12 protein-coding genes are annotated in these 13,539 nt (G+C 65.1%); 6 read left to right on the top strand and 6 right to left on the bottom strand.

Features of this window, described 5'->3' with window-relative positions:
• The first annotated feature begins 93 nt into the window (after positions 1 to 93).
• From JKV55_RS19675 to putA, 4 genes are all read left to right on the top strand, one after another.
• Positions 94 to 774 carry a TIGR00153 family protein gene (locus tag JKV55_RS19675; protein WP_202088885.1) on the top strand — a complete coding sequence of 227 codons (681 nt, stop codon included), beginning with the start codon at positions 94 to 96 and terminating at the stop codon, positions 772 to 774.
• 21 nt (positions 775 to 795) lie between these two features.
• Positions 796 to 2,061, top strand: a complete 1,266-nt coding sequence (locus JKV55_RS19670) for an inorganic phosphate transporter (RefSeq protein WP_202088884.1) — start codon at positions 796 to 798, stop codon at positions 2,059 to 2,061.
• 88 nt (positions 2,062 to 2,149) lie between these two features.
• Positions 2,150 to 2,767, top strand: a complete 618-nt coding sequence (locus JKV55_RS19665; RefSeq protein ID WP_202088883.1) for a TIGR04211 family SH3 domain-containing protein — start codon at positions 2,150 to 2,152, stop codon at positions 2,765 to 2,767.
• Positions 2,768 to 2,951: 184 nt separating this feature from the next.
• Positions 2,952 to 6,122 (top strand): bifunctional proline dehydrogenase/L-glutamate gamma-semialdehyde dehydrogenase PutA, encoded by a 3,171-nt coding sequence (gene putA, locus JKV55_RS19660; RefSeq protein WP_202088881.1) that lies wholly within the window; start codon positions 2,952 to 2,954, stop codon positions 6,120 to 6,122.
• Between the two features lie 412 nt (positions 6,123 to 6,534).
• Here the strand turns inward: putA and JKV55_RS19655 are convergent, their stop codons facing one another.
• The 3 genes from JKV55_RS19655 to JKV55_RS19645 all read right to left on the bottom strand — a co-directional run bounded on the left by JKV55_RS19655 (position 6,535) and on the right by JKV55_RS19645 (position 9,149).
• Positions 6,535 to 8,112, bottom strand: a complete 1,578-nt coding sequence (locus JKV55_RS19655; RefSeq protein WP_202088879.1) for a copper resistance CopC/CopD family protein — start codon at positions 8,110 to 8,112, stop codon at positions 6,535 to 6,537.
• A gap of 75 nt (positions 8,113 to 8,187) precedes the next feature.
• Positions 8,188 to 8,709, bottom strand: coding sequence for a YcnI family copper-binding membrane protein (locus JKV55_RS19650; RefSeq protein WP_202088877.1), 522 nt, complete (start codon positions 8,707 to 8,709; stop codon positions 8,188 to 8,190).
• Positions 8,710 to 8,768: 59 nt separating this feature from the next.
• Positions 8,769 to 9,149: a hypothetical protein gene (locus JKV55_RS19645; protein ID WP_202088876.1), complete on the bottom strand. Its 381-nt coding sequence runs from the start codon at positions 9,147 to 9,149 to the stop codon at positions 8,769 to 8,771.
• A gap of 113 nt (positions 9,150 to 9,262) precedes the next feature.
• Between JKV55_RS19645 and JKV55_RS19640 the strand changes: the two genes are divergently transcribed.
• Complete coding sequence (locus tag JKV55_RS19640) at positions 9,263 to 10,495, top strand: multifunctional CCA addition/repair protein (RefSeq protein ID WP_202088874.1); 1,233 nt, start codon at positions 9,263 to 9,265, stop codon at positions 10,493 to 10,495.
• Here the strand turns inward: JKV55_RS19640 and JKV55_RS19635 are convergent.
• Together JKV55_RS19635 and folB are read right to left on the bottom strand one after the other, a co-directional pair.
• Complete coding sequence (locus tag JKV55_RS19635) at positions 10,486 to 11,289, bottom strand: undecaprenyl-diphosphate phosphatase (RefSeq protein ID WP_202088872.1); 804 nt, start codon at positions 11,287 to 11,289, stop codon at positions 10,486 to 10,488. The two genes, JKV55_RS19640 and JKV55_RS19635, sit on opposite strands and share 10 nt — an antisense overlap.
• Positions 11,290 to 11,354: 65 nt before the next feature.
• Positions 11,355 to 11,723 (bottom strand): dihydroneopterin aldolase, encoded by a 369-nt coding sequence (gene folB, locus JKV55_RS19630; protein WP_202088953.1) that lies wholly within the window; start codon positions 11,721 to 11,723, stop codon positions 11,355 to 11,357.
• A gap of 107 nt (positions 11,724 to 11,830) precedes the next feature.
• Between folB and plsY the strand changes: the two genes are divergently transcribed.
• Positions 11,831 to 12,436, top strand: a complete 606-nt coding sequence (gene plsY / locus JKV55_RS19625; RefSeq protein ID WP_202088869.1) for a glycerol-3-phosphate 1-O-acyltransferase PlsY — start codon at positions 11,831 to 11,833, stop codon at positions 12,434 to 12,436.
• Between the two features lie 56 nt (positions 12,437 to 12,492).
• Here the strand turns inward: plsY and tsaD are convergent, their stop codons facing one another.
• Positions 12,493 to 13,509 (bottom strand): tRNA (adenosine(37)-N6)-threonylcarbamoyltransferase complex transferase subunit TsaD, encoded by a 1,017-nt coding sequence (gene tsaD, locus JKV55_RS19620; RefSeq protein ID WP_202088867.1) that lies wholly within the window; start codon positions 13,507 to 13,509, stop codon positions 12,493 to 12,495.
• Positions 13,510 to 13,539 lie beyond the last annotated feature (30 nt).

Genomic DNA, 13,539 nt, shown 5'->3' with positions numbered 1-13,539 from the left:
TATGAAAAATGCTGTTTTCTTGCCTTTGTAGTTAAGTTACCATTCGCGCCACATTGATGTATCGAGTGTTTTTTCACCGACACAGGGTTGGCTATGCCAGTAAATACTATTTTGGGACTCTTTGCCAAGTCCCCGATCAAACCCCTGCAGAAGCATGTGATGAAAGTCCATGAAGCTGCGCAGCAATTGGTTCCCTTCTTCGACGCCATGTGGGAGCAGGACTGGGAAAAGGCCGAACAGATCCAGGGCCATATTTCCCAGCTGGAACGGGAAGCCGATGCCCTCAAGCGGGAAATCCGCCTCAAACTCCCCCGCGGCCTCTTTATGCCGGTCGCCCGCACCGACATGCTGGAGCTGTTGACCCAGCAGGACAAGATTGCCAACAAGGCGAAAGACATCTCCGGCCGCATCGTGGGCCGCCAGATGGAAATTCCGCTGCAACTGAAAACGTCTTTTATGGCCTACCTAGGTCGGTGTATCGACGCCACCGCCCAGGCCGCCAAGGCCATAGACGAGCTCGACGAACTGCTGGAAACCGGCTTCAAGGGCCGGGAGATGGACCTGGTTACCGACATGATCCACCAACTGGATCTGATCGAGGACGATACCGACGTGATGCAGGCCAAGCTGCGCAAGCAGTTGCAAGCCATCGAAGACGGTTACAACCCCATCGATGTCATCTTCCTGTACAAGATCCTTGAGTGGGTCGGTGACCTGGCAGATCAGGCCGAACGGGTGGGTGCCCGTCTCGAGCTGATGCTGTCCCGTTCCTGAGCGAATCAACAAGGTATATAAATGGATATCATCGCTAACTACGGCACCACGCTGATCCTGGTGGCGGCCGTCTTCGGCTTCTTCATGGCCTGGGGCATAGGTGCCAACGACGTGGCCAATGCCATGGGTACCTCGGTGGGTACCCGCTCGCTGACCATCAAACAGGCGATCATCATCGCCATGATCTTCGAATTTGCCGGCGCCTACCTGGCCGGCGGCGAGGTCACCTCCACCATCCGCAGCGGTATCATCGACTCCGACGCCTTCGTCGACACTCCCGACCAGCTGGTGTTCGGTATGATAGCCTCGCTGCTGGCCGCCGGCACCTGGCTGCTGCTGGCCTCCTACTTCGGCTGGCCGGTGTCCACCACCCACTCCATCATCGGCGCCATCGTCGGCTTCGCACTGGTTTCCCTCGGTTCCGAGGCGGTGTACTGGGGTAAACTCGGCGGCGTGGTCGGCTCCTGGATCGTCACCCCGGCCCTGTCCGGCCTGCTTGCCTACTTTACCTTTATGAGCGTGCAGCGGTTGATCTTCAACGCCGACAGCCCGCTGGCGGCGGCCAAGAAGTATGTGCCCGTCTATATCTTCCTCACCATCATGGTGATCTGCCTGGTGACCCTGAAGAAGGGCCTGAGCCACGTGGGCCTGGATATGAGCAACATCCAGAGCTGGGGCCTGTCGGTGGCGGTGTCGCTGCTCGGGGCCCTGATCTGCGCTGCCTATATCCGTCGCCAGCAGTACAATCCCCTAGACGACAAGGACATGCATTTCTCCAACGTAGAGAAGGTGTTCGGCATCCTGATGGTGGTCACCGCCTGCGCCATGGCCTTCGCCCACGGCTCCAACGACGTGGCCAACGCCATAGGCCCGCTGTCGGCCGTGGTGAGCGTGGTGGAAAGCGCCGGCCAAATCGCGGCCCGCTCCACCATCGCCTGGTGGATACTGCCGCTCGGCGGCATCGGCATCGTCATCGGCCTGGCCTCCCTCGGCCACAAGGTGATGGCGACCGTGGGCACCGGCATCACCCACCTGACGCCGAGCCGCGGCTTCGCCGCCCAGCTGGCCACCGCTGCGACAGTGGTGATCGCATCCGGCACCGGCCTGCCCATCTCCACCACCCAGACCCTGGTGGGCGCGGTGATGGGGGTCGGCCTGGCCCGGGGTATCGCCGCCCTCAACCTTAACGTATTGCGTAATATAGTGGTGTCCTGGATAGTGACCCTGCCCGCCGGCGCCATCCTGGCCATCGTCTTCTTCTACATCATCCAGTGGATGTTCACCTGAACCAGGGGGGCCGCAGGCCCCCTTGTTCTTGTTCTTGCCTGCATCGCCGATTACCATGACATCATCGTTGAGAGTGAAGGAACCCCAGGTGAGATCAAAATTCCTGTTGGCACTGCTGTGCAGCCTGCCCTGGCTCGGCCATGCCGAAGCCGCAACCCGTTATATTTCCGACAACGTCTACGCCTTTCTGCATAGCGGACCCGGCAACCAGTACCGTATCCTCGGCTCCATCAATGCCGGCGAGCCGGTGGAGTACCTGAGCCGCAACGCCGACAGCAAGTACGTGCAGATCCGCGACGGCGAAGGCCGTACCGGCTGGGTCGACGGCCAGTATATACAGACCGGGGAAAGCTTCCGCTCCCGGCTGCCCGCCCTGGAGCAGGAGTTGGCAACCACCAAACAGCAACTGGCCAGCGCCGATGAACGTCACCGCCAGGATGTGATCGATAAGACCAGCCGACTGCAGCAGCAGGAGCAGGAGCTGAGCGAATTGCACAGCCAGCTTGCCGCGTTGCGCCAGACCGGTGACCAGCTGGCGGCGGACAATCGCCGGCTGAGCAGCCTGATGGACGACAGAGAGCACCAGATGCGGCTGGACTGGCTGCTGCGGGGCGGCCTGGTGGCCGGCGTCGGCGCCCTGATCGGCTTCCTGTTGCCGCTGATCCCCCTGCGCCGCAAGCGCAAGCAGGGTCGCTGGATGAACTGATGCCATCCGCCCCATTCCCGCAAGCGCCCTGGTGGCGCTTTTTTGTTGCTCCTTTCCCCCTGCCGCCCGTGCTCGGCTATCTTTAACAGGCAAACAGGGCGGACAATCGTAGCTATTGCGCCTCTCGGCACGCCCACTGTTACCGGCCCGCCGCCACGGCTCCCCAACCTCAGGAAGTGTCGTTATGTTTACTGCTGCCACCGTCTTCGCCCCCGGTTACACCCCCCGCGACCTGCCGGCCCTGCGCCAGGACATTACCCGAAATTATGTAATCGATGAGAACAGCTACCTGGCCAGCCTGCTGGAGCAGGTGCCGGCCGACGGCCAGACCCTGGCCCGCATCACCGAGCAGGCCCGTCGCCTGGTAACCCAGGTGCGGGCGGAAAGCGACGGCGGCGACGGCATCGACGCCTTCCTGCAGCAGTACAGCCTGGACACCCAGGAGGGCGTTATCCTGATGTGCCTGGCCGAGGCGCTGCTGCGCATCCCCGACAGCCATACCGCCGACGAACTGATCAAGGACAAGTTGTCCGGTGCCGATTGGGCCAAACACTTCCGCCAGAGCGACTCCACCCTGGTCAACGCCTCCACCTGGGGCCTGATGCTGACCGGCAAGATAGTGCGCATGGACAAAAAGCTGGACGGCAACCCGGCCAATGTGCTGGGCCGCATGATCAACCGCCTGGGCGAGCCGGTGGTACGCTCCGCCATGTACGCGGCCATGAAGATCATGGGCAAGCAGTTCGTGCTGGGGCGGGACATCAAGGAGGCGCTCAAGACCAGCCGCAAGTCCCGCGAGCTCGGCTACAGCCATTCCTACGACATGCTGGGCGAGGCGGCCATGACCGCCGCCGACGCCGACAAGTACCGCGCCGACTACGCCAAGGCCATCGCCGCCGTCGGTGCCGAGCAGCTCAACAACCCGGCGGTGCCGCGCCCCTCCGTCTCCATCAAGCTGTCCGCCCTGCATCCCCGCTACGAGGAAGCCAACCGGGCGCGGGTGCTGAGCGAGCTCCATGCCACCGTGCTGGGGTTGCTGGCAGAGGCGCGCCGGCTGAACGTGTTCATCACCATAGATGCGGAGGAGATGGATCGGCTGGAGCTGTCGCTCGATCTGTTCGAATCCCTGTACCGTTCCGAGGTCAACCAGGGCTGGGGCGGGCTCGGCCTGGTGGTGCAGGCCTATTCCAAGCGGGCCCTGCCGGTGCTGTGCTGGCTGACCGCCCTGGCCCGGGAGCAGGGCGACGAGATCCCGGTGCGGCTGGTGAAGGGCGCCTACTGGGACAGCGAGATCAAGCACTGCCAGCAGGCCGGCATCGACGGCTACCCGGTCTATACCCGCAAGGCCGGCACCGATGTGTCGTACCTCGCCTGTGCCCGCTACCTGCTGAGCGAGGCGACCCGGGGCGCCATCTATCCCCAGTTCGCCACCCACAATGCCCACACAGTGGTGTCGGTGCTGGCCATGGCGGGGGAGCGCCGCTTCGAGTTCCAGCGCCTGCACGGCATGGGCGAGGAGCTGTACAACAGGGTGCTGAAGGAGAACCCCGGCCTGGTGTGCCGCATCTACGCCCCGGTGGGGGCCCACAAGGATCTGCTGCCCTACCTGGTGCGCCGGCTGCTGGAAAACGGCGCCAACACCTCCTTCGTGCACAAGCTGGTGGATCCCAACACCCCCGTCGACAGCCTGATCACCCATCCGCTGGCGAGCCTGGCTGACTGTTCCACCCTGGCCAACGACAAAATCCCGCTGCCGCTGGCCATCTTCCCGGACAGGGTCAACTCCCGGGGCCTGAACCTGAATATCGAAGCTCTGCGCACCCCCTTCTTCGATGAACTGGCCAGGCTGGCCGACAAGCAGTGGCAGGCCGGCCCGGTGGTCGGCGGCAAGACCCTGACCCAGGGCACCGCCAGCGCCGTGCTGAGCCCCCAGGATCAGGGCCGGCAGCTGGGGCAGGTGTGGTTCGCCGATCAGGCGACGGTAGCGCAGGCGGTGGGCCGGGCCCAGGCCGCCTTCAAGGGCTGGCGCGACACCCCGGTGGAGCAACGCGCCCGGGCGCTGGAACAGCTGGCCGAGCTGCTGGAGGCGCACAGCGCCGAGTTCGTCTCGCTCTGTACCCGGGAGGCGGGCAAGCTGTTGCAGGACGGCATCGACGAGGTGCGCGAGGCGGTGGACTTCTGCCGCTACTACGCCGTTGAAGCCCGCCGCCTGATGGCCGAGCCCACCCGCCTGCCCGGCTACACCGGCGAGCTGAACCTGCTCCATGCCCAGGGCCGGGGACCCTTCGTCTGCATCAGCCCCTGGAACTTCCCGCTGGCCATCTTCCTCGGCCAGGTGGCGGCGGCCCTGGTCACCGGCAATACGGTGCTGGCCAAGCCGGCGGAGCAGACCTCGCTGGTGGCCCACCTGGCGGTGAAGCTGGCGCACCAGGCCGGCATTCCCGCCGAGGTGCTGCAGTTGCTGCCCGGCGACGGCGCCAGCGTGGGCGCGGCCCTCACCCAGGATCCGCGCATCGCCGGGGTCTGCTTCACCGGCTCCACCGACACCGCCCAGCTGATCAACCTGACCCTGGCCAAACGCCAGGGCGCCATAGTGCCGCTCATCGCCGAAACCGGCGGCCAGAACGCCATGATAGTGGACTCCACCGCCCTGCCCGAGCAGGTGGTGCGCGACGTGCTGCGCGCCGCCTTCCAGAGCGCCGGCCAGCGCTGCTCCGCCCTGCGGGTACTCTACCTGCAGGAAGACATCGCCGAGCGGGTGCTGGAGATCCTCAAGGGCGCCATGAAGGAGCTGAGCGTGGCCGATCCGGCACTCTGGTCCACCGACGTGGGCCCGGTGATCGACCAGGGCGCCAGGGCCGGGCTGGAAGCACACCTGGCGCGGATGCAGGCCGAAGGCAAGCGGATCATCGCCGAGGCCCCCATGGGCAAGGGCTGCGACCAGGGCTTCTATGTGCGGCCCACGGCGCTGGAAATCGGCAGCATCAAGGAGCTGGAAAAGGAGCAGTTCGGCCCCATACTGCATGTGGTGCGGTTCAAGGCGAAGGACATCGACAAGGTGATCGCTGACATCAACGGCACCGGCTACGGCCTGACCCTGGGCATCCACAGCCGCAACGAGTCCTTCGCCGACCAGGTGGCCAGGTCCGTGGATGCGGGCAACGTCTATATCAACCGGGATCAGATCGGCGCCATGGTGGGCGTGCAGCCCTTCGGCGGCCAGGGCCTGTCCGGCACCGGCCCCAAGGCCGGCGGCCCCCACTACCTGAGCCGCTTTATCACCGAGAAGACCATCACCAACAACACCACCGCCATCGGCGGCAACGCCACCCTGCTGTCCCTGGGGGAAGGCTGAGGCCGGAAGCCGGAAGCCGGAAGCCGGAAGCCGGAAGCCGGAAGCCGGAAGCCGGAAGCCGGAAGCCGGAAGCCGGAGATAATAACAAAAGCAAACTGCTGGCAAACCTTCGGATTTACCTATACGGGCAGCACCCATGCCAAAACAGGCGGACAAAGGGAACGGCTCCGCCGACCGTCACATGCCAGGGGGCGCGAAGCGCCTTGCACCGGAGGTATTGCCGCGACCGAGTTGCCAGTGGCAAGTCGCAGCGCGGCGATACCGACGGTTTCCGCGACATTCGGCATGTGCGAGCCTACATGGATGTACTTGCGGCGTGTCGGCGGAGCTGGCCCTTTGGCCGACTTATGTGGTCATGACAACGGCTTTGACTCCAGGCCGAAAGGCGCCTCGGCGCCTTTGGTTTAGGGTATCAGGGCGCCAGCCGCAGGGTGCCGCTCAGGCGGATTCGTTCGAAGTCGCTGACCAGCACCTCCACCGTCACCGACCAATCCCCTGGCGCCGGCAACAGCAGCTCCTCCAGCAACCAGTGCCCCGGCGCCAGTGGCAGCGCCTGACGGCGGAACGGTGCTATATCCGCCTGCGCATGGGATAACAACAGGGCGAGCTCCCGGGCCTCCCGCACCCGCCCCTGGGCATCCTGCAGCAGTATGTCGGCCCGTACCGGTCCGGCCTTGCCCGGAGACAGGGTCAGCACCGCCTGCAGCCCGGCGTCGGCCACGACCGCCTGTACCTGCCCCGGCGGCAACAGCGTCCTGGGCGGCGGGGTAAAACGCCAGGCCGCCACCAGCCCCAGCACCACCAGCAGCAGCCCCAGCTCAAGCCGGATCAGCCGCCGCAGGGCCAGGTGAGCGGCGGCCTCTCCCCGCTGCACCCGGGCGGTCAGGCGCCAGCGATTCCAGGCGGCCAGCACCAGCACCAGGGCCACCAGCGCCAGCTTCAGCAGCAGAATACGGCTGTAGCCGGGCCAGGTCAGGGCGCGCCAGTGTCCCAGCTGTATCACCCCCAGGACGCCGCCGGACAACACCAGGCCGGCCAGCATCCAGGGCGCCCAGCGGGAGAACAGTCCCAGCACCCGCCGGGCGTCCGCGCCCGGCCTGGCCAGGGCAGCAAAGAGCGGCGGCAGGGCGCCCAGCCACAGCATCACCATCAGCACATGCAGCCCCAGCGCCGGGCGGCTTAGCCAGCGGGGCTCGGCCGAGGCGGCATGGCCGCTGACCGTAAACGCCAGCCCGAGCAGGAGCACGACCGCAGCCGACAGCAGCCAGGCCAGCGGGTAGGAATAACGCCGCAGCCACAGGGTGCCGCCGGCACCGGCCAGGGCCAGCAGAGCCAATCCGACGCTGTGGCCATAACTGGTGGCCATGGCGGCCTGCCAGCCGGGCGAGGCCAGCAGCCCGGACATGGGCAGGCCCAGGGCATCCACCCCCTGCAGGCCGAGCGACAGCGGCAGGGCCCCGGCCCCCAGCCAGAGCGCGGCAATGACCGGGCGCGAGGGCCCGGTGCCGAGCCAGAGGGAGGCGCAGGCACCGCCGACGCCCAATATCAGCCCCAGATAGACCGCCACCCGGGCGCTCCAGATGGCGAGATAATGGCTGCCGGCCGCCGGCGGCATCACCTCCGTTTCGGTTTGCACACCGACGGCAAACGCCAGCGCCCCCGCTATGGGATGGCCGTCGGCGGACACCACCCGCCAACTGAGCAGCCAGTTACCCGGGGCCAGGGCAGCCGGCACCTCGATCCGCAGCTGCTGCGCGGATTGCACGCCTTCCAGCCGCTGCGGCTCGCCATCCGGCCCGATCAGGGTCAACACCAGCGGGCTAACCCTTTCATTAAACTGCAATACCAGCCAGGCTGGTGATTCGTTAAGTAAACTGCCCTCCGCCGGCACGCTGTGCAACAGCACGGCGTGGGCACGGGCGCCACCGCTGCCAAGCAGGATCAGCAGCAGCCCCAGCCAGGGCAGAACGACACGCGATTTCACCGACATGGGTATCCCCGCAAGCAGATAACAACAGGGGCGGCCATGCCGCCCCCGGGAGTTCAGGCCAATAGCCGGCTCCGGTTAATGATGGTGGCCCGCTTTCAGGGTCAGGCCGGGCGCCGGCTCATCACTCCCCTCGTCACCCGCGGTGTCTATCCAGCGGGCCACCCCATTGGCACATTCCTGCACCGTGGGGAAATAGAAGCGGCTGTCGGCAGGCAGGCTGTCGGCGAAGCGCCCGCGAAACACGAACTCGTCGTAGAAGTCATCGGGCAGGTTGCCACCGGACCAGATGATTTCGGTCACCCCCCGGGTCACGGCCGTGCCGTGATTATCATAGGCCTGGGCATAGTCACCGGTGACGGTTTCCAGCGTCCAGCCCGCCTTGGGCATGGGCTTGACCCCATAAAACCCCTCCGGGATCCTGACCCTCAGGGTATGGGTGGCTTCCTCCTCGCAACCGTGGGGCACCCGCAGCACCGCCTTGTAGCTGGCTCCCGGCTGGGCCGTGGGCTGCTCCAGGGTCACATGGGCAGAAGCGGCCGGCAGCCACAGGCAGGACAGGGCCGCCGCCAGGGCGGTGTTTCTTGCGATAATGGTCATGGTTTTTCCTCGATATCAATACAGACGGTAGACAGGCACGCGCGCCGGGCGCGCTCACATCAGGCGAAGGCGAGGAAAGCGGGAGGGGCGCGGGAAGCGAGACCGGGCCAGCGCGGTGGCGCCCGGGCAGGAGGAGTGTAGCCGCCGGGCAGCCCGACAAAGAAGGCCTGCCTGGCGGGCAAGTCAAGGCCATGTCCGGGTTCGCCCGAATAGAGCATTTGGGTCCAGCAGGGGCACTGATCGCAGTGCTCCGCCATGGGGTGCGGAGGGGCATCGTCCGAGACCGGCTCGCCCTGCCACTCGGCCAGGGACACCCACTTCAGGGTACCGCCGCTGCAGATAAGCACCCGCTCGTCGGCGCTCCCCGCCCTAGCCCAGGCCGGGGCCGCAAAGGCCGGCAGCAGGGCGCCCGCCAGCAGGCTCAGCAGCAAAAGTGGCAAGATAGGAAGTGACATCCTTTTCATCACTGGGGACAATAGCCTCGACACATCCTGTAAAAGTTCTTTTGAATCCCTTTGGGGACGACGATTGATATTAAGGCAAGGGGAAAAAAGTGCAAACATATCTGGTGGGGGGCGCGGTCAGGGATGCCTTGCTGGGCCTGGAGGTCAGCGAGCGTGACTATATGGTGGTGGGCGCCACCCCGGAGCACCTGCTCCGCCTCGGTTACACCCAGGTGGGCAGGGACTTCCCGGTATTTCTACATCCGCACAGCAAAGAGGAATATGCCCTGGCCCGCACCGAGCGTAAGGCGGGCAGCGGTTATACCGGCTTTATCTGCGACTTCGGCCCCGAGGTCACCCTGGAGGAGGATCTGCGCCGCCGGGATCTCACCATCAACGCCATCGCCCAGGACCAGCAGGGCCGGTTGCACGACCCCTACGGCGGCCGCACCGATATCGAGCACCGGGTGCTGCGCCATGTGTCCGCGGCCTTCGCCGAAGATCCGTTGCGGGTGTTGCGGGTGGCCCGTTTCGCCGCCCGCTTCCACGACCTCGGCTTTACCCTGGCCGACGAAACCCAGGCCTTGATGCGAGAGATGGCCGCCAGCGGCGAGCTCAACGCCCTGACGCCAGAGCGGGTCTGGAAGGAAACGGAAAAGGCCCTGGCCACCGCCAACCCCCAGGTCTATTTCGAGGTGCTGCGCCAGGCCGGTGCCCTGGGCCCGCTCTTTCCCGAACTGGAGGCCCTGTTCGGGGTGCCGGGCCCGGAACAATGGCATCCGGAGATCGACACCGGCATTCATACCCTGATGGTGCTCAAGCGGGCGGCGGAGCTGGGCGGAAACCTGCCCTGCCGCTTTGCCGCCCTCTGCCATGACTTCGGCAAGGCGCTGACGCCCCGGGAAAAATGGCCCAGCCATCATCACCATGGCGAACTGGGAGTCACGCCGATAGAAGCCTTGTGCGCCCGTTTCAAGGTGCCCACCGAGCATAAAGAACTGGCCATACTCATGAGCCGCTGGCATATCCTGTTCCACCGGCTGGCTGAGCCGGGTCCCGAGCAGGCCACCACCATTCTGGAGCTGTTCAACCGTACCGACGCCTGGCGCAAGCCGGAGCGGTTCGCCCAGCTGCTGATCTGTGCCCAGGCTGACCTGCAGGGCCGCGAGGGGTTCGAGCACAGGCCCTATCCCCAGCGGGAACGGCTATGGCAATGGCTGGAGGAACTCAGGCAGATCACCGCCGCCCCCTTCGTCATCCAGGGGTTGAAGGGGCCCGACATCGGCGAGGCCATCGCCGCCGCCCGGTTACAGCAGTTGGAACAGTGGCTGGCTCACCCCTGAGCCGCCATCACCCACAACAGCACCGCTCCCAGGCCCAGCCGGTAGAGCACGAAAGGCAGCACCCCGATGCGATTGAGCAGGGCCAGGAAGACATGGATGCAGGCCAGAGCGCTGGCAAAAGAGGCCAGCACGCCCACCCCCACCGCGGACCAGGACATCATCGCCTGGCTGCCGATCAGGTCGGACGCCTGATGGCTGCCGGCCAGGAAGATAATGGGGATGGACATCAGGAAGGAAAAGCGGGCCGCCGCCTGCCGGGTGAGGCCCAGCATCAGACCGGCGGTCAGGGTGATGCCGCTGCGAGAAGTCCCCGGGATCAACGCCAGGGCCTGGGCACAGCCCAGCATCAGGGCCCCGCGCCAGCCGGCCTGGTATTCGTTTTTCTGCAGCCTGGCCATATGGTCGGCCCACCACAGCAACAAACCGAAGACGATGGTCGCCAGTGCAATCACCCAGCCGGAGCGCAGGTGATCTCCTATCCAGTCGCCGAACAGCAACCCCACCACACAGGCAGGAATGGTCGCCAGGATAATGCACCAGGCCAGCCGCGATTCGGCATTGTGCCCACCGCCACGGATGGACTTCAGCCAGGCCGCCGCCAGGGCGCGAACTTCCTTGCGAAAGTAATAGATCACCGCCAGCAAGCTGCCCAGGTGCACGGCCACATCGAACGCCATGCCCTGGTCGCGCCAGCCCAATAACACCGACGGTAAAATCAGGTGGGCCGAGCTGGAAATGGGAAGAAATTCGGTAAAGCCCTGGATCAGGGCGAGCAGTACAGCCTGCACTTCCATGATGCTATTCCTGTGTTCGGATACGTCGGCAGACTACCAATAGCGAATGACGCTTTAATGACGGCTCAGCTTACACCATTGGCACGGGCAAAGCGCTCGATTTCCACGCCCACGCCGGCGGCATTGGGCACGGCGCCCGGCTTGGTGAGCCGCACCCGCACCGACTTGACCGGAAACTCGGCCAAAATCAGCTGGGCAATATGCTCTGCCATGGTTTCGACCAGCTCCACATGGTTTTGTTCAGCATAGGCACAGACTTTTCTGGACAGCGCCGCATAATCCAGCGCCTGCCCGATATCATCCCCCAGGGCCGCCGGCTTGGTGTCGTAGCCCATCTCCAGGTCGAAGCGGATTTTTTGCCGAATGCCTTTTTCCCACTCATAAACGCCTATGGTGGTAAGCACTTCCAGGCCTTGCACAAACACTTTATCCATCATCTCTATCTTCTGTTAAGCTGTGGCTATCTTCGGCGGCCGGGCCGCGCTGGTCCGGTTTTAAGGGCGCAATAATAACGGATTGAACCCGGGGTATAAACCGCGATATGACGGCCCTCACCTTGTTTATGATCATACTGGCTTACCTGGGGGGCTCGGTCTCCAGCGCCGTACTGATCTCGAGGCTCTACCGGCTGCCGGACCCCAGGGCCCACGGCTCGGGCAACCCCGGGGCCACCAATGTACTGCGCACCGGCCACCGCAGCGCCGCGGTATGGGTGCTGCTGCTCGATATCCTCAAGGGCACCGTGCCTGTGTATCTGGGCTGGTTTATGGGGATCCCCCCCCTGTACCTGGCCCTGATCGGCATGGCCGCCTGCCTGGGCCACATGTTTCCGCTGTTTTTTCACTTCCGTGGCGGCAAGGGCGTCGCCACCGCCCTGGGTACCCTGCTGCCGCTGGGCATGGACATGGCCGGGCTGCTGCTGCTGACCTGGCTGCTCAGCCTGGGGCTGTTCGGCTATTCTTCGCTGGCCTCTATCATTACCGCCCTGGCGGCGCCGCTGTATATCTATTTCATCAAGCCGGAATACACCCTGGCGGTAGCGCTGCTGTCCTGCCTTATTATTTTGCGCCACCACCGCAATATCAGCCGGCTCTATCACCACCAGGAAAAGCCCATTATCGACAAGTTCAAGCGAAACCGGGAGTGAGGGGTGAGGCAAGTGTTGCTCCTCACGCCTTACGATTCACTCCGCATACCTTCCCCTCACTCGACCGGGGCCAGCTCATCCAGCGGCCAGCGCGGCCGGGCCTTGACCGACAGGGGCTCGAACTCGCCCGCCCTGAGCCGCTGCAGCCCGGCGAAGGCGATCATGGCACCGTTGTCGGTGCAATATTCGTTGCGTGGATAGAACACCTCCCCCTTGAGACCCGCCATCAGCGCGGCCAGTTGGCTGCGCAGCGACAGGTTGGCGCTGACCCCGCCGGCCACCACCAGACGGTTGAGCCCGGTCTGCTGCAGGGCCCGCTTGCACTTGATGGCCAGGGTATCCACCACCGCCTGCTGGAAGGCGTGGGCGATGTCGGCCCGGGTCTGGTCGTCGTTGCCCTGTGCCGCTATGGTGTTGGCGGCAAAGGTCTTGAGGCCGGAAAAGCTGAAGTCCAGGCCGGGCCTGTCGGTCATGGGCCGGGGAAAGTGGAAACGGCCGGGAACCCCCTGCTCGGCCAGCCTGGCCAGGCGCGGACCGCCGGGATACTCCAGCCCCATCAGCTTGGCGGTCTTGTCGAAGGCTTCGCCGGCGGCGTCGTCGATGGACTCACCGAGGATCTCATAGCGGCCGATGCCGCCCACCCGTACCAGCAGGGTATGGCCACCGGACACCAGCAAGGCCACGAAGGGAAAGGCCGGTACCCGCTCTTCCAGCATGGGTGCCAGCAGGTGGCCTTCCATATGGTGCACCGCCACCGCCGGTTTGTTCCAGGCGAAGGCCAGGCTGCGGCCTATGGTGGCGCCCACCAGCAGGGCGCCCATCAGGCCCGGGCCGGCGGTGTAGGCCACGCCGTCGATGTCCTCCCGGGTACACCCGGCCTGGGCCAGGGCCGCCTCGATCAGCGGTATGGTCTTGCGGATATGATCCCGGCTGGCCAGCTCCGGCACCACGCCGCCGTAGTCCGCGTGCAGCTTGACCTGGCTGTAGAGCTGGTGGGCCAGGATGCCGAGCTTGTCGTCATAGATGGCGATGCCGGTTTCATCGCAGGAAGTCTCGATACCTAGTACGCGCATGGAATCAATAACACTGTCGGAAAGATGGTG

The sequence above is a fragment of the Zobellella iuensis genome, from assembly GCF_016746085.1.
GTDB lineage: Bacteria > Pseudomonadota > Gammaproteobacteria > Enterobacterales > Aeromonadaceae > Oceanimonas > Oceanimonas iuensis.
Note: the sequence above shows the minus strand (reverse complement) of the source record. Positions and strands in the feature narration are given on the sequence as shown.

Excerpts from the sequence above, each read along its gene's own strand:
- JKV55_RS19635 (WP_202088872.1), bottom strand. The coding sequence starts at position 11,289 with ATGGAAGTGCAGGCTGTACTGCTCGCCCTGATCCAGGGCTTTACCGAA.
- folB (WP_202088953.1), bottom strand. The coding sequence starts at position 11,723 with ATGGATAAAGTGTTTGTGCAAGGCCTGGAAGTGCTTACCACCATAGGC.
- JKV55_RS19675 (WP_202088885.1), top strand. The coding sequence starts at position 94 with ATGCCAGTAAATACTATTTTGGGACTCTTTGCCAAGTCCCCGATCAAA.
- JKV55_RS19655 (WP_202088879.1), bottom strand. The coding sequence starts at position 8,112 with ATGTCGGTGAAATCGCGTGTCGTTCTGCCCTGGCTGGGGCTGCTGCTG.
- tsaD (WP_202088867.1), bottom strand. The coding sequence starts at position 13,509 with ATGCGCGTACTAGGTATCGAGACTTCCTGCGATGAAACCGGCATCGCC.
- JKV55_RS19670 (WP_202088884.1), top strand. The coding sequence starts at position 796 with ATGGATATCATCGCTAACTACGGCACCACGCTGATCCTGGTGGCGGCC.
- JKV55_RS19650 (WP_202088877.1), bottom strand. The coding sequence starts at position 8,709 with ATGACCATTATCGCAAGAAACACCGCCCTGGCGGCGGCCCTGTCCTGC.
- plsY (WP_202088869.1), top strand. The coding sequence starts at position 11,831 with ATGACGGCCCTCACCTTGTTTATGATCATACTGGCTTACCTGGGGGGC.
- putA (WP_202088881.1), top strand. The coding sequence starts at position 2,952 with ATGTTTACTGCTGCCACCGTCTTCGCCCCCGGTTACACCCCCCGCGAC.